Origin of the sequence: Xenorhabdus bakwenae, from assembly GCF_030272115.1 — a bacterium.
GTDB lineage: Bacteria > Pseudomonadota > Gammaproteobacteria > Enterobacterales > Enterobacteriaceae > Xenorhabdus > Xenorhabdus bakwenae.
Genome location: NZ_CP119194.1, coordinates 953181 through 973226, shown reverse-complemented (window position 1 = coordinate 973226; position 20046 = coordinate 953181). Strand labels below are relative to the sequence as shown.

The window sequence follows — 20046 nt, the reverse complement described above, 5'->3', positions numbered from 1 at the left end:
TTCCCCACGTTCAGGTGGGGAATTTCTACTCAAACTATGTAAGCCGTGTTCCATTTTCCAATATCTTATTTTCGGGTATAGCAATGACTGAATACCTTTTGTTATTTATTGGCACAGTTTTGGTCAATAACTTTGTTTTAGTAAAATTTTTGGGTCTGTGCCCATTTATGGGTGTATCCAAAAAACTCGAAACCGCCATCGGTATGGGGCTGGCCACAACTTTTGTTCTTACCCTGGCCTCTATTTGTTCATGGCTGGTAAACACATTCATTCTTGTCCCGCTTGACTTGGCTTATTTACGAACTCTGAGCTTTATTCTCGTTATTGCGGTTGTCGTTCAGTTTACTGAACTGGTCGTCCGCAAAACCAGCCCGACGCTTTATCGCTTGTTAGGCATTTTCTTGCCACTGATTACAACTAACTGTGCTGTCCTTGGTGTTGCATTACTGAATGTCAATCAATCCCACGATTTTTTACAATCTGCTGTCTATGGCTTCAGCGCTGCCGCAGGTTTTTCGCTCGTCATGGTGCTATTTGCCGGCATTCGGGAACGCCTGGCCGTTGCCAACATTCCTCTCCCATTTCGTGGTTCATCAATAGGGCTTATTACCGCAGGGTTAATGTCCCTCGCATTTATGGGATTTAGTGGTTTGGTGAAATTCTAATGATGTCATTATGGGTTGCTATCGGCGTGTTAAGCATACTCGGATTAGCTTTTGGCCTAATCCTTGGTTTTGCTGCTCGTCGTTTTAAAGTAGAAGAAGATCCGATTGTTGAAAATATCGACAACCTATTACCCCAGAGTCAATGTGGACAGTGCGGTTACCCTGGTTGTCGACCCTACGCTGAAGCGGTTGCCAACAATAGCGAGATGATCAATAAATGCGCCCCCGGTGGAGAGCAAGTTATGATCAAAATCTCTGAATTGCTGGGTGTTGATCCACAACCGTTGGATGGCGATGATAACGTTCAAAATCCAGCCAGAAAAGTGGCTTTCATTGATGAAGAAAATTGCATAGGCTGCACAAAATGCATTCAGGCTTGCCCTGTAGATGCCATTATTGGTGCAAACCGTGCCATGCACACGGTTGTTGAAGATCTCTGCACAGGTTGTGACCTCTGTGTCGCACCTTGCCCGACAGATTGCATTACGATGATCCCCGTTGCTACTACTACCTCAAATTGGAAATGGGATTTAAACACCATCCCAGTAAAAAATATTCCCGTGACACCCGAATCTACTTTGTTCACTTCTGTTAATCCTGTTGAGGTTAAAACCCATGTTTAATCTGCTCAACTTGCTTAACAAAAATAAAATCTGGGATTTTGCTGGTGGTATCCATCCACCAGAAATGAAGCTGCAATCCAGCCGTATCCCATTACGCCATGCACCATTGCCGCATGAATTAATCATCCCTTTACAGCAACATTTGGGACCAGAAGGCGAACTGCTGGTTAAAGCGGGTGATAATGTGCTGAAAGGCCAGGCTTTAACGTTTGGAGTGGGCAGAACAGTACCTGTTCATGCTTCCACATCCGGGACAATTATTGCAATTGAGCCTTACGTTACGGCTCACCCTTCCGGGCTAAAAGAATTGTGCGTCCGGTTGCGTCCTGATGGTAAAGACCAGTGGGGAGAACGTAACCCAGTCGCTGATTACACCACGCTGGATGTCGATGAAATATTGCAACGCATTCAACAAGCCGGTATTGCTGGCTTAGGTGGTGCTGGTTTTCCTACCGAAACAAAACTTAAAGGCGGACGACACAATCTCAAGACGGTGATCATCAATGCGGCTGAGTGTGAACCCTATATCACCGCTGATGACCGTTTAATGCAGGAACATGCGCCAGAGGTTATTTCGGGTATCCGTATTCTGATGCATTTGCTTAATCCAAAGCAGGTGTTGATCGGTATTGAAGATAACAAACCCGAAGCAATTAATGCCTTAAACACAGCACTTAATGGTGATAAGTCCATTATTGTGCGCGTCATTCCAACAAAATATCCTTCTGGTGGTGCCAAACAACTGACCAAGATCCTGACCGGAAAAGAAGTACCTTCTGGCGGTCGTTCTTCTGACATCGGCGTTCTTATGCAAAACGTGGGAACAGTCGTGGCGATAAAGCGGGCTATTATTGATGGCGAGCCGTTAATCGAACGTGTAGTTACGCTAACAGGCGAAGCTGTCACTTCTCCCGGTAATTTCTGGACTCGCCTCGGCACCCCCGTTCACTTCCTGTTACAACAAGCCGGATTTAACCCAGGATCAGAACAAATGGTCATTATGGGTGGGCCATTAATGGGATTCACTTTGCCTGATTTGAATGTCCCCATCGTCAAAATCAGTAACTGTATTCTTGCACCTTCGGTACAAGAGATGGAACCCAAAGTCATTGAAGAAGCATGCATCCGCTGCGGCTTATGCGTTGAAGCATGTCCTGCTGGATTGTTGCCACAACAACTGTTTTGGTTCAGCCGTGGGCAAGAACATGAAAAGGCCAAAAATCACCATTTATTCGACTGTATTGAATGTGGCGCCTGTGCTTATGTGTGCCCAAGTAATATTTCCCTGGTTCAATACTACCGACAGGAAAAAGCTGAAATATGGGCGATAGAAGCAGAAGCACGCCGTTCTACTGAAGCTAAAATGCGTTTTGAAGCCAAACAGGCACGTATGGAACGGGAAAAATTGGCGCGTGAAGAACGTCATAAGAAAGCGGCGGTTCAAGTAAATAGCAGTGATAAAAGTGCTGTACAAGCCGCTCTTGCCCGTGCGAAGGAAAAACAGGGAAATACAGGCGAATCTGTCATTGTGCAGGCAGGCCAATTACCTGACAATACGGCAGCAATTGCAGCACGTAAGGCCAGAAAAGACCAGTTGCGTACTCGTCAGGCAGAAAAACAAATTACTACAAGATTAAATATAGAAGAAGATACATCAATATCGGTTGAAGGTAATGATCCGCGAAAAGCTGCCCTCGCGGCTGCAATAGCCAGGGCAAAAGCGAAAAAGGCAGCACAAAAAAGTGGAGAGGTGGCAACGTCACCAGAGGAACCGCAAAAAAATAGCGCGGATGATAAGCAAGATCCACGTAAGGCAGCCGTTGCTGCGGCTATTGCGCGTGCTAAAGCCAAAAAAGCCGCTCAAAGCCAACCTGAATCGACTCTCCCCCAGACGGGTTCCGAAAAACCGGAAGAAACCGATCCCCGTAAAGCGGCTGTCGCGGCAGCTATTGCACGGGCCAAAGCCAAAAAAGCCGCTCAAGCTCAAGAAAAAGTTACAACAGAATAGTGAAATTTATCGATGAAATTTAGGCCAGTAAAAACTGACAACAACCAACTAAAAGTCGCTAGTTCGCCTTTTACACATAATCAAAAAAGCACCAGCCAGATCATGCTTTGGGTGGTTTTAGCTGCCATACCCGGTATTGCTGTCCAGACCTGTTTCTTTGGCCCCGGAACCTTATTCCAGATCTTATTGGCTATCATTACCGCATTATTAGCTGAATCTGCTGCTATCGCATTAAAAAAACAACTAATACTGCCCTATCTCAAAGATAACTCTGCTTTAGTCACAGGATTGCTTTTAGGTATTAGCTTGCCACCATTAGCACCATGGTGGCTAATCGTGCTAGGCACCTTTTTTGCTATCATTATTGCTAAACATCTGTATGGAGGACTTGGGCAAAACCCGTTTAACCCTGCCATGATTGGCTATGTCGTTCTGTTGATCTCATTCCCTGTCCAAATGACCCGTTGGTTGCCCCCTGAATCTTTGCAGACATTCACTTTAACGCCATGGGATAGCTTGGTGGTCATTTTCACAGGACATACGCCAGATAGCTCTACTTTGTTACAACTGCAACAAGGTATTGATGGATTAAGTCAGGCAACACCGTTGGACAGTTTCAAAACTGGCAGGTTGACTCACAATATTGATGAAGTATTGCAACAACCTATATTACAAGGTGTTTTAGCCGGCATTGGCTGGCAATGGGTTAACGTGGCTTATTTGGTTGGCGGCCTGATTATGCTCAACCGAAAAATCATTAACTGGCAAATCCCAACGGCATTTATTTTGTCACTGGGTATTTGTGCATTGATGAGTTGGTTTTTTGATCCTACTCGTTATTCACCGCCTTTATTGCAACTCTTTTCTGGTGCAACCATGTTAGGCGCATTTTTTATTGCAACTGACCCCGTTAGCGCATCAACAACACCAAAAGGCCGTTTGATTTACGGAGCCATTATTGGTGGGCTTATTTGGATAATTCGAGTTTATGGTGGTTATCCTGATGCGGTTGCATTTGCGGTATTACTGGCAAACATATGTGTACCACTTATTGACCATTACACCCAGCCTCGTGCTTACGGCCATAAATAGGAAAAGAGAATGTAATGAACGCATCCCAACCACTTGGCCTTTGGCACCGCACTGGAATTGAGAGATGAGGCGTGGATCCTCACAGATTTCCGGCCTTATAGTGCCTAAAAGCGGGAGCCTGTTGCTCCCTGATGACTGGAGGATCCACTCATGAAACATACTCCTTTTGGCGTCGATATTGCAAAACATTTGATGCAGATTCATTTTGTTGATGAATACACCGGTGAACTCATTGATAAGCAACTGAGGCGAAATGACTTTTTAACGTTCTTTAGTAACCGTGAGCCTTGCCTGATTGGCATGGAAGCCTGTGGCGGTGCGCATTATTGGGCACGGGAGCTAAGGAAGCTTGGGCATGAAGTCCGTTTGCTTCGGGCGCAATTTGTCAGGGCGTTCCGAATGGGCAATAAAAACGATGTTCAGGATGCCCGGGCTATTTGGCTGGCGGTTCAGCAACCCGGTAAATCGGTCGCCGTCAAAAACGAAGAACAACAGGCGATTCTGTCATTACACCGAATGCGCCACCAATTGCTCAAATTCAGAACCGCGCAAATCAATGCACTGCACGGTTTGCTGTTGGAATTTGGTGAAACGGTGCATAAGGGCAGAGCCTCACTGGATAAAGCGATGCCCGAAGTACTTGAGCGACTCAGAGAAAGACTGGCCCCGTTTCTGCTCAATCTACTTGAAGAGCAATACCATCGTTTGAACGAAATTGATGAGCAAATCGACCAGGTGGAAAAACACCTTATTGCATGGGCAAAACAGAATACAGATTGTCAGCGGATTATGAAAATTCCAGGTATCGGTGTCCTGATTGCGACAGCGGCTATCGCAACCATGGGTGATCCCAGCGCGTTCCGGTCGGGCAGAGAGTTTTCGGCCTATCTGGGCTTGGTGCCAAAACAGACGGGAACAGGAGGCCGAATTAAATTACTGGGGATCAGTAAACGGGGAGATACCTACCTGAGAACCCTGTTTATTCACGGTGCCAGAGCAGCCACCTTACTCACGAAAACCCCGTCGCCGTGGGTGACAGAACTGAAAAAACGACGCCCAGCCTGTGTAGCGATAGTAGGCATGGCTAATAAGCTGGCCCGTACCGTTTGGGCACTGGTTGCCCATCAACGGGACTACCAAAAAGATTACGTCAGTGTCAGGCCTTACTAAGGCGCTTCACTGGTCAACTTTAACTTGTAACACAACAAGGATGAATGCAGAAAGATTGCTGAGGCAAAGGTAACGATGACAAAGACAGGTAAGACCGTGACTTGCTAAACCTGAATAGTTCCTTGAGCATAAAGCTCGTCAGGAGAATGAGGAGCAAGCCAGCGGATTACATCGAGGCCCGCAGTTTTGGCTGCAATAAGGCCGGATATAGAGCTGCAACCTACCGTCGATGTCAGCGTGGTTTTTGTCTTGCAAACGGGATGCGTTCATATAGAGTGTACTATGTTAGAAACTATGCGTCGTCACGGGATTACCCTTGCAATTTTCGCGGCTTGTACGACAGGGTTAACCGCCATTGTTTATTCATTAACAAAGGATCGGATCGCCGAACAGGCAGCTTTGCAGCATAAGGTATTATTGGATCAAGTTGTTCCTCCTGCTTTATACGACAATGATCTGCAAAATGAATGCTATCTAGTGACAAACAATGCATTAGGCAATGAACTACCTCACCGTCTTTACCTCGCCCGCAAAAAAGACGTTCCGGTCGCCGCTGCGTTAGAAAGTACGGCGCCTGATGGCTATTCAGGGGCAATTCAATTACTGGTTGGTGCCGATTTTTCCGGTAGCGTACTGGGGGTTCGTGTCACTGAACACCATGAAACACCGGGTTTGGGCGACAAAATTGAAACCAGAATTTCCAATTGGATCTATGCTTTCTCTGGCAAAAAAATCATGTCAAAGGATGATCACAATTGGGCAGTCAAAAAAGATGGCGGAGAGTTTGACCAATTTACCGGTGCAACCATTACACCACGTGCTGTTGTCAGTGCCGTTAAACGAACTGCGCTTTATCTGGAAACAGTGCCAACGCAACTTTCTTCCCTGCCAACTTGTGAAGAGAAATAATCATGAATGAAGCTAAGAATCTATTTATTCAGGGACTATGGAAAAATAACTCCGCATTGGTGCAGCTTTTAGGGCTTTGCCCTTTATTGGCCGTTTCCTCCACAGCAACCAATGCTCTGGGATTAGGATTAGCGACAACACTGGTTTTAGTGAGTACCAATATGGCAGTGTCAGCCTTACGTCGCTGGGTTCCTCATGAAATCCGTATCCCAATTTATGTGATGATAATCGCGTCTGTCGTCAGCGCTGTCCAGATGTTAATCAATGCCTTTGCTTTCGGACTCTACGGATCATTGGGTATTTTTATTCCCCTGATTGTGACTAACTGCATCGTGATTGGTCGTGCTGAAGCCTACGCATCAAAGAATTCGATCTACCATTCGACGATTGATGGCCTTTCAATGGGGCTGGGAGCAACTTTCGCCTTATTCGTATTGGGTTCCATGCGAGAAATTTTGGGAAACGGGACGATTTTTGATGGTGCGGATTTATTGCTGGGTAGTTGGGCCAAATCACTGCGGATTGAAATAATTCATCTGGACTCCCCTTTCCTACTTGCCATCTTGCCACCGGGTGCTTTCATTGGGTTAGGTTTGATGCTGGCAGGAAAATATATCATCGATGAACGCATCAAAAATCGGACAGAAAATAAAGAACGCCAGTACCTGGAAAAAGGCTGTGGAAGCCATATCACAAGAGGCTGAAGTAATCAGATATGAATCAACAAAAACGGATTGAGATACTCACCCGTTTACGGGATAACAATCCACATCCAACTACTGAGCTGGTGTTTAATTCTCCATTTGAGTTGCTGATTTCTGTATTGCTATCTGCGCAGGCTACAGATGTCAGCGTAAATAAAGCAACAGCAAAACTATACCCCGTAGCTAATACTCCGCAGGCGATCCTTGATTTGGGTGTTGATGGTTTAAAGGAGTATATAAAAACCATTGGGTTATATAACACTAAAGCGGAAAACGTGATCAAAACCTGCCGGATATTGCTGGAAAAACACCAAGGAGAAGTACCGGAAGATCGCATAGCGCTGGAAGCGCTGCCAGGTGTCGGTCGAAAAACTGCTAACGTTGTTTTAAATACCGCTTTTGGTTGGCCAACCATTGCCGTTGATACACATATTTTTCGTGTCAGCAATCGAACCCTCTTTGCCCCAGGAAAGAATGTTGATGAAGTTGAGAAGAACTTATTGAAAGTTGTGCCAGCCGAATTCAAGGTTGATTGTCACCATTGGTTGATTCTGCATGGTCGCTATACTTGCATTGCTCGTAAACCGCGCTGTGGATCTTGTATTATTGAGGATCTTTGTGAATATGCGGATAAAACCGAATAGTAAAAAATCTTAAATTTCCATTAGTCTGTCTTCTATTTGATCATTTTTGATCATTACAGGAGGCAGACTGAAAAACCATATCATTATTGTTCCTTCCCTGTTGAAATTTATAGACACGTTAAGATGGATTCGGTTTTTTGGATAACTTCATAAGTATGTTGTAACTAAATATTGCTTTTTCAAACGTTACCTAATACGGATTAGACTGTAATATCACTAACAACACTGTCGTATCAGTGGATGAGCAGAAATAGCTTTCCGCGTTTCAAAAAACGGCTAATTTTTGACCTTATACCGCAGTTTTTCCTGTTTTGATAAGATGTTACTTGCTCCACACTCTCGATTCGCGTAAAACTGTTGTCCAAAATTATCAATAATAACTCCATATTCTCTTGATATTATGTTTCAAAATAATCCGCTGCTTGCACAGCTAAAACAGCAACTTCACGCCCAGACCCTGCGTGTAGAAGGTTTAGTCAAAGGAACTGAGAAAGGTTTTGGATTTTTAGAAGTCGACGGCCAAAAAAGTTATTTCATTCCGCCCCCTTACATGAAAAAAGTCATGCACGGTGATCGGATTTCTGCGGCTATCCACACAGACAAAGAGAAAGAAATTGCCGAACCTGAGTCTCTGATTGAACCCTTCCTGACCCGTTTTGTAGGAAAGGTCCAGAAGAAAGAAAATGATAACCGACTATGGATTATTCCTGATCACCCATTATTAAAAGACACTATCCCTTGCCGCCCAGCAAACCACGTTGACCATACCTTTGAAAATGGCGATTGGGCCGTAGCTGAAATGCGCCGACATCCCCTGAAAGGCGATCGTGGTTTCCATGCCGAAATAACGGGTTATATTACGCAAGGTGATGACCATTACGCACCGTGGTGGGTAACATTAACTCGCCACGAACTGGAACGCGAAGCGCCAGCGATGCTGGATTGCCAGTTGGATGATAGTTCTATCGAACGCATCGATCTGACCGCTCTTGATTTTGTCACTATTGACAGTGCAACAACCGAAGATATGGATGATGCCCTGCACATCACCAAAAATGATGATGGCAGCCTGAAACTTTCTATTGCAATTGCTGATCCCACTGCTTATATCAAAGCGGGTAGCGAACTGGACAAAATTGCCTATCAGCGTAGTTTCACCAATTACCTGCCAGGCTTCAATATTCCAATGCTCCCTCGTGAGCTATCTGATGACTTATGTTCCCTGCGCCCTAACGTGCGCCGCCCTGCCCTGGTTTGTCAGGTTTCAATTTTCGAAGATGGTCAACTGGGCGATGATATTCAATTTTTCTCTGCTTGGGTTGAATCTAAATTTAAACTGGTTTATGACGAAGTTTCAGACTGGTTAGAAGACCGGGAAGGTTGGAAACCAGGATCAAACGCCGTAATTAGCCAAATCACCCTTCTGAAAGAGATGTTCGAACGTCGAAACAACTGGCGTCTGCAAAATGCCTTGGTTTTCAAGGAACGCCCGGATTATCGATTTATCCTTGATGAAAATGGCCATGTTGTTGATATCGTTATTGAACAGCGCCGTACAGCTAACCGTATTGTCGAAGAAGCCATGATTGCAGCAAACTTATGTGCAGCTAAAATTCTGCGTGATAAGTTAGGCTTTGGTTTTTATAACGTCCACACTGGCTTTGAACCTACCCAGATTGAGCAGGTCGTTGAAGTTCTCAAGGAAAACGGCATTGAAGCTAATGCCGAAGCATTACTGAATCTGAACGGGTTTTGTGAATTGCGCCGTGAACTGGATAAACAACCGACCCAATTCCTGGACAGTCGTATCCGCCGTTTCCAAACATTTGCTGAAATCAAAACAGAACCAGGCCCACACTTTGGTTTAGGATTTGATGCTTACGCGACCTGGACATCCCCTATCCGTAAATACAGCGATATTATCAACCACCGTCTGTTGAAAGCAATTATCCAGCAAGTGGAAATAGAAAAACCCACTGAAGATTTTTGCCTGCGATTAACAGAGCGGCGCCGAGCTAACCGCATGGCAGAGCGTGATGTTGGTGATTGGCTCTATGCCCGTTTCTTGCAGCCTCATGCTGGCACAGATAAAACATTCCCGGCAGAAATTATCGATATCACCCGTGGTGGTCTACGAGTTCGACTAGTAGATAACGGAGCTATCGCTTTCGTCCCCGGACCATTTTTGCATGCTGTTCGTGATGAACTTCAATGCAGTCAAGAAACAGGTTCCGTATTGATTAAGGGTGAAACGGTTCATCGCCTGAATGACATCATCGATGTTCGTATTGAAGAGGTCAGAATGGAAACCCGCAATATTGTGGCACGTCCTGTATAGGACTATCTTATAAATAATTTCTGTAAACATCTCTGCCGCCATAAATGGCGGCAGTTTCGCAATAACAATAAGATAATCCCTATGAGGACTTCCACATGCTATTTTCCCCAGTGCGTCGGATAGGTTTCACTACCGCCCTCGCTTCCTTACTTGGTGTACTATTCACTTTTCCAGCCAGTGCAACCGCTTATAACACTCGAATTTCTTACCCAAATAAAACATCATCTGCAATAAACCCACACAAGATAAATGAAATCATCCACCAACTTTCCATATTGGAGAAAAATGCCAATGGCCGACTTGGTGTAGTATTGATAGATACATCTGATCATTCCATCATCTCTTACCGTGAAAACGAGCGTTTTCCTCTATGCAGCACCAGTAAGTTGATGACGGTATCCGCTATTTTGCAAAAAAAACGAAACAAATGCCCACCTGTTAAATCAACGCGTTCACTATCAACAATCAGATCTTGTCGAATATAGCCCAATGACGGAAAAACATCTCAAAGAGGGGATGACCTTAGGAGAGTTGAGCGCAGCAACACTACAATATAGCGATAATACGGCTATGAATTTACTTCTTAACCAACTGAATGGCTCACATGAAGTGACACGGTTTGCCCGCACTATCGGTGATCATTATTTTCGCCTCGATCGCCGTGAACCCGAATTAAATACTGCTATTCCAGGTGATGACCGAGACACTTCTACACCACAAGCTATGGCAAAAAGTTTATATAATTTGGTGTTGGGCAATGCCTTAGCGACAACTCAACGTGAACAATTAACGGAGTGGATAAAAGGCAATACAACTGGCGGCACCAGCATTCGTGCAGGATTACCCCAAAATTGGATTGTAGGAGATAAAACCGGCCGTTGCGATTATGGTACAACAAATGATATCGCGGTAATTTGGCCAGTACCTGACCGCGCACCATTGGTTTTGGTTACTTATTTTACTCAGCCAAATAACAAAGAAGCCAATGCCCGTCCTGACGTATTGGCAGCGGCTACACGTATTGTGATACGGGTTAATTCGATTAATTAGTTCAATTAACCAGCTATGCTGTTTATTGGTTACATAGCTGGTTAATAACAAACTGGGTTCAGCCTCCAGCCAGTTTTACCTTCATTCCTTTCGCTTCCAGCAATTGCTTCAACAAGTCGCGTTTATCGCCTTGAATCTCAATTTCGCCCTCTTTAACAGAACCTCCACAGCCACATTTTTTCTTCAATTCGGCTGCTAGCTTAGCCAAAGTTTGGTCATCAGCATCTATGCCTGTAATCACACAAACACCTTTCCCTTTACGACCACTGGCCTGACGCTGGATACGAACAATACCATCACCTTTCGGACGAGAAAGCTTTACTTTTTCCTCCTGGATGCGGCCACCATCCGTCGAATAAACCAAGCGAGAGTTATTATCCATGAATGAGTCCAAGAGATTGGTTAATCTGCTGTAGTGCTAATGTCGGATTTTCTGCGCGGGTAATTGGACGCCCGATCACCATATAATCCACCCCAGCCTGTACCGCCTGAGGTGGTGTCATGATCCGGCGCTGATCTCCCGCGTCTGTCCCTTCAGGGCGAATACCCGGAGTAACAAGCTGGAATGCATGTCCACACACTGCTTTCAATTGCTGTGCTTCATGGGCTGAACACACTACGCCATCTAAACCACACTGTTTTGTCAATAATGCCAAACGCTCCGCATGTTGCGCTGGTGTCATGTCAATGCCTGTGCCTGATAAATCAGATTGCTCCATACTGGTCAGCACTGTCACACCAATCAACAAAGGTGCATCCTTACCGTAAGTGAGCAGCGCCTCTTTAGCTGCTGTCATCATTCTCGCACCACCACTGGCATGAACATTAACCATCCACACACCTAATTCTGCAGCAGCCGCAACCGCCCTTGCCGTTGTATTGGGGATATCGTGAAATTTAAGATCCAAAAACACATCAAAACCACGCTGATGCAGCGCCTGAACAAATTGCGGGCCATACAGTGTAAACATCTCTTTGCCCACTTTCAGACGACAGGATTGTGGATCAATCTTGTCGACAAATGCCAGCGCCGCATCCTGATTGTCATAATCCAGTGCAACAATAACAGGCGAGTCAATCTGTTTATCTAAAGTTTGAACTGTGTGGGAGATCATTTATTAGGCCCTTTGATTTACTAATTAAATTGAATTATTTATAAACTTTAATTACTAGTGAGTAGCAGTATGATAGTGACAGTGTCACTGACCATCCAACCCCCGGATCGGTTTAATAGAGTCCCAAGAACGACATGATGGGCAATGCCAATATAACGAACGGGAAGTAAAGCCACATTTATGGCATCGATAATCAGGTTTTGTGCGGATTTGCTCACCGACCATATTGCGCAAAAGGATCAGGCTTTCTTTAGCCCGCCCTTCTTCCGCTTCCGTCATATGGTAATCCATCAGACGATAAAATAATCTCATTGTTGGATGGCGCTCCAACTGACGGTTAATGAAGTTTTGAGCAACTTCACGCCCTTCTTTCTTCTCAAGGATATCGGCCATATGAAGTTCAGCGATCGCACCACAATTTTCTTCTACACAACGCTGAATAAAAGTTTGCCATTCGGCCGGTTGAGACAAATGTTGGTAACATTCTTGCAGCATTGGCAAAGATTCACTGACCAATTGCTTATCCTGCTCAAGAATGCGTTTCAACGCGTGGGTCGCTTTAAAATATTCCCCCTGAGCCATATAAATACGACCAAACATAATAGTAGCACGGGCACAATTTTTGTCTGCTTGAGCCGCTTTATTCAAATAACCGATCGCAGCAGTAAAATCATCACTGCCCATACATTGCAGAGCCAACTCACAGTAGAAATGCGCAATGTCTTCCCGAAAATGGGATTTACCCAGTTTTACGAGTTTTTCAGCGATATCAATGGCTTTATTCCAATCACTGGTTGACTGGTAGATGGTTAGCAAGGAATTAAAGGCATTTTCACGGAAGTCAGTTTCGTCGACTAACTGAACGAACATGTTCTCTGCTCGATCATAGACTCCAGCAGCCATATAATCTTGCCCAAGCTGCTGGATCGCAAGCAAACGCTGTTCAAATGTCAGGGAAGCACTTTCCATCAGGGACTGATGAATACGAATGGCTCTTTCAACTTCACCACGGGAACGGAAGAGGTTTCCCAATGTTAGGTGAGCCTCAAATGCAGAGCTATCCTCTTTCAGCATATCAAGAAATAAATCTACCGCCTTATCTTGCTGATTGGAGAGCAAAAAGTTAACACCATCAACATATTCACGCGAAAGGCGGTCAGCCGATTGTTGTTTATCTTGTTGAGCACTTCTGCGCCCCATATACCAGCCATAGGCGGCGGCAATGGGAAGCAACAGAAACAACAGCTCTAACATAGAGAATTATTCCTTGTTTAACGCTACGGTAGATGCGACTTTTTTGGATGATTCAGATGGCTGTTCCACTTGAGTTTCCAGTCGTTTGATTTTGCGTTTCGCATGCCGCAAAGAAACACAGGCGCGTAGGTAAAAAAAACCACAAATTCCCCAACCGAGGATAAAGCCAACAGCAAACAACGCAGCCAGCAATGTGGATACAGAGTAATCACCCTTAGCAATCAAATAATTAAACGTCACTATCTGATTATTATTTGCTCCCAGTGTCACTGAGATAACAAAAACAACCAGTGCCAGTAATAAGATCAGAAAATATTTCACATTTCTTCCTGTTATCTATCGTTGCTGATTGATTATGCCAAATAACAGACATAGTGGCGTGTTAAATTAGCATTTCTCGTCTACACACGTCTACGTAAAGGAAGCATTTATTGCAATAAACGCTGATTTCCCTCTTTTTGTAATAAATACATCTGCAAAAATATGCTTATAGTTTAGCATGTTAATATATTTATCATTAAAGAACCCGACGCTTTATATTCATACGTATTAATAATTTCTGTTACAATACTGCGGCGTGCATGCGTTGTAATCAGAAAAAATTTTTGCGTAGTTTTAGCTGATTTCTCAACCGGTATTGTTCTGATATTGCAATATTTATAACGAGTTAAATCAACATATGAATACAAAAATGCAGCTAAAACGGGTAGCTGAAGCAAAATTACCTACGCCATGGGGTGAGTTTTTAATGATTGGATTTGAAGAAATCAAAACAGGCCGCGATCATGTCGCTCTTATTTTCGGCGATATTTCTGGTGATGAGCCTGTATTATCGCGCATCCACTCAGAATGCCTCACCGGAGATGCTTTATTCAGCCTAAGATGCGACTGTGGTTTTCAATTAGAAGCTGCACTTTCGCAAATTAGTCAGGAAGGCCGTGGTGTTTTACTCTATCACCGCCAGGAAGGGCGTAATATTGGCCTGCTGAATAAAATTCGTGCCTATGCTTTACAGGATCAAGGTATTGATACTGTTGAGGCCAACCATCAATTAGGTTTTTCTGCCGATGAAAGAGATTTCACCCTGTGTTCAGACATGTATAAGATATTGAATATTAATACAATCCGTCTTCTTACTAACAACCCTAAAAAAGTTGAAATCATGATAGAAGCAGGTATTAATATCACTGAACGTGTTCCATTGATCGTAGGACGTAATTCCCAAAATGCTCACTATTTAGATACCAAAGCCAACCGGATGGGTCATTTGCTGTCCGAATCAAGCTAAAATTTCTCTCATTACTTTCTGTAAAATATAAAAAACTGCGTCGGTGTGGGCGCAGTCTTTGTTTCTAAATGTGGTTTTTTAATTGATATTTTTCAGTTTTTATTATTTCAGCATATTACGGATCACATAATGCAAAATACCATCATGATAGAAGTAAGCCAGTTCTGTTCCCGTATCAATGCGGCAACGGGTATCAATCACAATTTCCTGTCCATTGACATAAGTAATTTTCACTGCAATTGTCTGCCCGGGTTGAATGTTTGATAATCCTGTAATATCAATCCTTTCATCTCCCGTCAGGTTTAAGCTCTTGCGGCTGACGCCTTGAGGAAATTCCAATGGCAAGACCCCCATACCAATCAAGTTAGAGCGGTGAATACGTTCAAAAGATTCTGCAACCACAACCCTGATCCCTAGTAATTTTGTTCCTTTTGCAGCCCAGTCACGGCTTGACCCTGAACCATATTCTTTCCCCGCAATAACGGCTAATGGTATTTTTTCCTCCTGATAACGCATAGCGGCATCATAAATAGCAAGTTGGGATTGTGAAGGAATATGCCGGGTATAACCTCCTTCAACCCCTGCTACCATTTCATTACGAATACGAATGTTAGCAAACGTTCCTCGCATCATAACTTCATGGTTACCACGTCTTGAGCCATACGAATTAAAATCTTTTGGTGCAACGCCATGTTCTTGCAAATAACGCCCAGCTGGACTGTCAGCCTTGATATTTCCAGCCGGGGAAATATGATCCGTCGTGACTGAATCCCCCAGTATCGCCAAAATGTGAGCCTGATGTATGTCTGTAATCGGTTTAGGTTCAGCCGTCATATCACTGAAGAAAGGAGGATGGCGTATATAGGTTGAATCCGGCTGCCAGGCATAAGTCGCTGAACTTTCTACGCTCAAGGATTGCCAACTTTCGTCACCTTCAAACACAGAATTATATTCTTTATGAAACATTTCGGTTCTGACTTTTCCAGTCGCTTCCGCAACTTCTGTACTATCAGGCCAGATATCCTTCAAGTAAACATCATTGCCTTGTTGATCTTTTCCGATAGGTTCTCGCGTCAGATCCTTTTTCATGCTGCCAGAAAGCGCATAGGCCACCACCAACGGCGGTGATGCCAGCCAGTTAGTTTTCACTAAAGGATGAATACGCCCTTCAAAATTTCGGTTACCGGAAAGCACCGCCCCAACGGTTAGATCAGATTGCTTGATTGCAGCTTCAATAGGATCAGGCAATGGCCCGGAATTGCCAATGCAGGTAGTGCAGCCATACCCTACCAAGTTGAAACCCAGTTTTTCCAGATATGGCATAAAACCGGCCAGTTCCAGGTAACTTGTCACGACTTTCGAACCGGGTGCCAGTGAAGTTTTAACCCACGGTTGACGCTGTAAACCTTTCTCAACCGCTTTTTTGGCAAGTAATCCCGCCGTCATCAATACGTTGGGGTTAGAGGTGTTTGTGCAAGAGGTAATGGCAGCAATCACCACGGCACCATCTTGCAATGAAAAAGTTTGGTTATCTAAAGTCACTGATACCGCTGATAAGTGCTCTTGCGTTTTATGGATATCCAATTCCATAGCAGACTGAAAAGCCTGTGGTACATTTCCCAATGCAACCCGGTCTTGAGGGCGTTTCGGCCCGGCTAAACTTGCTTCAACTGTCGACATGTCCAACTCTAGGGTGCTGGTAAAGATAGGCGTATCCCCTGCATTACGCCATAAGCCCTGAGTTCTGCAATAAGCTTCAACCAAAGCAATTTCTTCTTCATGACGCCCCGTTAAACGCATATAGTCTAATGTAATGTCATCAACAGGGAAGAAACCACAAGTTGCACCATATTCAGGAGCCATATTGGCTATAGTTGCCCGATCTGCCAGCGGCAAATCAGATAATCCATCACCGTAAAATTCAACAAATTTACCCACAACACCGTGCTTACGCAGCATTTGTGTCACAGTCAGTACAAGGTCAGTTGCCGTGATCCCTTCTTGCAATTTTCCGGTCAGTTTAAAACCAACCACATCTGGGATCAGCATAGAAACTGGCTGCCCCAGCATCGCGGCCTCCGCTTCAATTCCCCCCTACGCCCCATCCCAGAACACCCAATCCATTAATCATGGTTGTGTGAGAATCCGTTCCGACCAACGTATCAGGATAAGCAAAATCCTTACCATCCTGATTTTCATACCAGACGGCTTTACCCAGATATTCCAGGTTAACTTGATGGCAAATCCCCGTTCCCGGAGGCACTACGCGGAAACGATTAAACGCTTTCTGTCCCCAACGCAAGAACAGATAACGTTCATAGTTACGTGCCATCTCTCTCTGCACGTTTTCTGAAAATGCCTGTTCAGTGCCAAATTTATCAACCATCACTGAATGATCGATAACCAAATCAACAGGGGATAACGGATTAACCTGCTCTACATTTCCACCGAGTCTCAACACCGCTTCCCGCATCGCCGCCAAATCCACGACAGCCGGCACACCTGTAAAATCCTGCATAAGTACGCGGGCGGGGCGATAAGCAATTTCTCGTTCTGCATGACCGGTTTTTTGCCATTCCACCAGCGCCTGCAAATCATCTTCCACTACGGATTCACCATCAACATGGCGCAAGAGATTTTCGAGCAGAACTTTCAGAGACTTTGGCAGGCGGGATATATCGCCAACTTGTTCAGATAACAGAGGTAAACTGTAATAGTGGTAGGTTTTACGGCCAGTGGATTTGCTTCCAATCGAGAGCCTTGAAGCACAGTCCGTTTTCAATTTAAACGACATAACTCCTCTCCTTTCTTATTATTGATGGTCAGATACCATTAAACATAACATATAAGCAACTATTTGTTATTCCGTCACCACACATTTTGCTAACTCGCTGTAAATCCTCATTTATTGATAAATTTTAATGATGACACCTCTAAAGTAGATATGTTTTATTCATGCCATAAGAGTTTGATTGAATTGACTCTAAAGTTTCTACACATTGCTGGCTAATCGGTTTCAAATTGAAATTTGCAAAATAAAGGTGTATTCAGAGTACTCAATACGTTTATTAGCGATTGGAGGTAAGATTATGGACACAGAAAAAAACAAAGAATACCAACATTACCTAAGCCATATACAACAAGCAGATCAGTTTTTTTCGGCTGGCATTAGAGATAAATTTTCCTTGTCGGATTATCAGCTTAGTGATACAGACGGCCTTGTCCAATTTATTATGACGTCAAATATTGTCGACAAAGGCAGTGTCATACAGAAAATGAATGAAATCAAAAAAATACAGATCGCCCTTTCTTCAATAGCCGCCGATTATATTGCCAAATATACCAATGCTCATGGCAAAGCATATAAGACTGACATTCAATTTTGGGGAAATATCATGGCAAAACTGCCATTGATGAGTATCATGAATGTCGAAAGTCAAACCTATCAGCATGAAATGAAAGGTGTTTCTATTGCAACAAATTTACTCCAACTCATCATGGAAATTGTTTTAAATGCAAACTCTCCAAGCCTGAAAAGTTTTTCCGATTTTTTGCAAAAACAAGGGGATGCTATAAGGCTGGGTTTAAAACGGAATGGAGATCATTATTCTACCCTCACATTAGCCAGTGTTATTGAAGCAATTGGAGTCGAAGATCGGGTCATGTATGTCCCTAAAATAAAACTCTATAAAATAGATTTTAACAGAACCAACTCAGAAATGACGTCAAACTGCGCTTCTAGTGAGAATATTAATGTTGAATTTACTTACTCCTCTTGTATTTCCTTATTTAATTATCAATCGTTAGAAAATCACGAAGTTAAAATAGCTTTCGATAATTTCATTCTCAAAAATCAAAAATCTTCAATCGAAAATTCTGACAATTTTTTCAGTGGTGAATTTAAGACAATGATCCCAAAGGGGACATAAAATAAAAGATCAACCACCTACCAGCTGTTTGGAGGTGGTTTAATCTTCTTGATACTGCCTATCTTCTTTATATCTATTTTGCTGATATTAAATATCTTTTTATACTATCGGCAGTTCGATATCTTTGAACATTTCTTCTATTTCTTCATTGGAGCGTAACGCAATGGCTTTATCCACGACATCACGCGTCAAATGTGGCGCAAAACGCCAGATAAAATCATACATATAACTGCGCAGAAAACTACTACGTCGAAAGCCTATCTTGGTCGTGCTGTAACCGAATTGCTCTCGCATATCAATACGTACTAAATCACTGTCCTTAACGGGTTCTACGGCCATACTGGCAATCACACCAACCCCTAGCCCTAACCGCACATAAGTCTTAATCACATCAGCATCTGTTGCTGTAAATACGATTTTAGGTTTCAAACCGACCCGATCAAAAGCAACATCCAACTCAGAGCGACCAGTAAAACCAAACGTATAGGTTACAACCGGATATTCAGCCAGCTCTTCAATCGTCACATTCTGTCTACTGGCAAGCGGGTGATCCTTCGTCACCACAATAGAACGGTTCCAATGATAACAAGGCAACATAATCAGATCGCTATAGAGATGCAGTGCTTCTGTTGCTATCGCAAAATCACTATTTCCTTTGCATACCTCTTCCGCAATTTGCGTTGGAGAACCTTGATGCATATGCAGTGATACATTGGGATAGCGTTCAATAAAGCCCTTAATAACAGGAGGTAAAGCATATCTTGCTTGTGTATGGGTAGTCGCTATATATAAAGAACCACGATCAGGATAGGTGTGTTCACTGGCAACAGAACGAATGGCATCAATTTTTGACAGAACCTCACGTGAAATACGGACAATTTCTTCACCAGCCGGAGTCACGTGCGTCAAATGTTTACCACTACGAGCAAATATCTGAATCCCCAGCTCATCTTCAAGCATCCTGACTTGTTTGCTGATCCCCGGTTGGGAGGTATACAACCCTTCTGCTGTAGAAGATACATTTAGATTGTGATTAACCACCTCTACAATATAACGCAACTGCTGTAGTTTCATATCAGCACTGTCCCTAATAATCAAATGTATGAACGTTTTGTAGTTGAACCAATTTCTATATTGCTAATGGTTACCCACTTATAACCATATAGAATATATGTTTGCAAGAATATAACCACTATAACACTTGCTATATATATATATAACAAATAATTAAGTTGAGTAACTATTATCAAACGCCTG

At 43.7% G+C, this 20046-nt stretch carries 16 protein-coding genes and 2 pseudogenes; 12 read left to right on the top strand and 6 right to left on the bottom strand.

Annotated features, from left to right (window positions below; translation table 11 throughout):
* Nucleotides 1–83 precede the first annotated feature (83 nt).
* The 10 genes and pseudogenes from rsxA (at nucleotide 84) to bla (ending at nucleotide 11203) form a co-directional block, all read left to right on the top strand.
* Complete coding sequence (gene rsxA / locus PXH59_RS05480; RefSeq protein ID WP_047770938.1) at nucleotides 84–665, top strand: electron transport complex subunit RsxA; 582 nt, start codon at nucleotides 84–86, stop codon at nucleotides 663–665.
* Nucleotides 665–1288 carry an electron transport complex subunit RsxB gene (rsxB, locus tag PXH59_RS05475; RefSeq protein WP_285810700.1) on the top strand — a complete coding sequence of 208 codons (624 nt, stop codon included), beginning with the start codon at nucleotides 665–667 and terminating at the stop codon, nucleotides 1286–1288. Before rsxA ends, rsxB begins: the two co-directional genes overlap by 1 nt.
* A complete protein-coding gene (gene rsxC / locus PXH59_RS05470; RefSeq protein WP_285810698.1) occupies nucleotides 1281–3296 on the top strand; it encodes an electron transport complex subunit RsxC in 2016 nt (671 codons plus the stop codon). Before rsxB ends, rsxC begins: the two co-directional genes overlap by 8 nt.
* 12 nt (nucleotides 3297–3308) lie before the next feature.
* On the top strand, nucleotides 3309–4388 hold the full coding sequence (rsxD, locus tag PXH59_RS05465; RefSeq protein WP_285810696.1) for an electron transport complex subunit RsxD: 1080 nt from the start codon (nucleotides 3309–3311) through the stop codon (nucleotides 4386–4388).
* Between the two features lie 150 nt (nucleotides 4389–4538).
* Nucleotides 4539–5558 carry an IS110 family RNA-guided transposase gene (locus PXH59_RS05460; RefSeq protein ID WP_047771998.1) on the top strand — a complete coding sequence of 340 codons (1020 nt, stop codon included), beginning with the start codon at nucleotides 4539–4541 and terminating at the stop codon, nucleotides 5556–5558.
* A gap of 282 nt (nucleotides 5559–5840) precedes the next feature.
* A complete protein-coding gene (gene rsxG, locus PXH59_RS05455) occupies nucleotides 5841–6467 on the top strand; it encodes an electron transport complex subunit RsxG (protein WP_285811650.1) in 627 nt (208 codons plus the stop codon).
* Between the two features lie 2 nt (nucleotides 6468–6469).
* Nucleotides 6470–7171 (top strand): electron transport complex subunit E, encoded by a 702-nt coding sequence (locus PXH59_RS05450; RefSeq protein ID WP_285810694.1) that lies wholly within the window; start codon nucleotides 6470–6472, stop codon nucleotides 7169–7171.
* Nucleotides 7172–7182: 11 nt separating this feature from the next.
* Nucleotides 7183–7815, top strand: a complete 633-nt coding sequence (gene nth / locus PXH59_RS05445; RefSeq protein ID WP_285810692.1) for an endonuclease III — start codon at nucleotides 7183–7185, stop codon at nucleotides 7813–7815.
* Between the two features lie 400 nt (nucleotides 7816–8215).
* Nucleotides 8216–10153, top strand: coding sequence for an exoribonuclease II (locus PXH59_RS05440; protein ID WP_285810690.1), 1938 nt, complete (start codon nucleotides 8216–8218; stop codon nucleotides 10151–10153).
* Between the two features lie 95 nt (nucleotides 10154–10248).
* Nucleotides 10249–11203: pseudogene (gene bla / locus PXH59_RS05435) on the top strand (class A beta-lactamase).
* Between the two features lie 58 nt (nucleotides 11204–11261).
* Here the strand turns inward: bla and yciH are convergent.
* From yciH to PXH59_RS05415, 4 genes are all read right to left on the bottom strand, one after another.
* Nucleotides 11262–11585, bottom strand: coding sequence for a stress response translation initiation inhibitor YciH (yciH, locus tag PXH59_RS05430; protein ID WP_047770946.1), 324 nt, complete (start codon nucleotides 11583–11585; stop codon nucleotides 11262–11264).
* On the bottom strand, nucleotides 11578–12318 hold the full coding sequence (gene pyrF / locus PXH59_RS05425) for an orotidine-5'-phosphate decarboxylase (RefSeq protein WP_047770947.1): 741 nt from the start codon (nucleotides 12316–12318) through the stop codon (nucleotides 11578–11580). Before pyrF ends, yciH begins: the two co-directional genes overlap by 8 nt.
* Before the next feature lie 84 nt (nucleotides 12319–12402).
* Nucleotides 12403–13572 carry a lipopolysaccharide assembly protein LapB gene (gene lapB / locus PXH59_RS05420; protein ID WP_285810688.1) on the bottom strand — a complete coding sequence of 390 codons (1170 nt, stop codon included), beginning with the start codon at nucleotides 13570–13572 and terminating at the stop codon, nucleotides 12403–12405.
* 6 nt (nucleotides 13573–13578) lie between these two features.
* Complete coding sequence (locus PXH59_RS05415) at nucleotides 13579–13893, bottom strand: LapA family protein (RefSeq protein ID WP_047770949.1); 315 nt, start codon at nucleotides 13891–13893, stop codon at nucleotides 13579–13581.
* A gap of 370 nt (nucleotides 13894–14263) precedes the next feature.
* On the opposite strand from PXH59_RS05415, the gene ribA reads away from it, so the two are divergent.
* Entirely contained in the window at nucleotides 14264–14860 is a 597-nt protein-coding gene (ribA, locus tag PXH59_RS05410; RefSeq protein ID WP_047770950.1) for a GTP cyclohydrolase II, read from the top strand.
* Nucleotides 14861–14962: 102 nt separating this feature from the next.
* Here the strand turns inward: ribA and acnA are convergent.
* A pseudogene (gene acnA, locus PXH59_RS05405) lies at nucleotides 14963–17654 on the bottom strand (aconitate hydratase AcnA).
* A 295-nt stretch (nucleotides 17655–17949) separates the two neighbouring features.
* On the opposite strand from acnA, the gene PXH59_RS05400 reads away from it, so the two are divergent.
* A complete protein-coding gene (locus PXH59_RS05400; protein ID WP_285810686.1) occupies nucleotides 17950–18789 on the top strand; it encodes a hypothetical protein in 840 nt (279 codons plus the stop codon).
* 99 nt (nucleotides 18790–18888) lie between these two features.
* Here PXH59_RS05400 and cysB read toward each other — a convergent pair whose 3' ends face one another.
* Entirely contained in the window at nucleotides 18889–19863 is a 975-nt protein-coding gene (gene cysB, locus PXH59_RS05395; protein ID WP_047770953.1) for an HTH-type transcriptional regulator CysB, read from the bottom strand.
* Nucleotides 19864–20046: the final 183 nt, after the last annotated feature.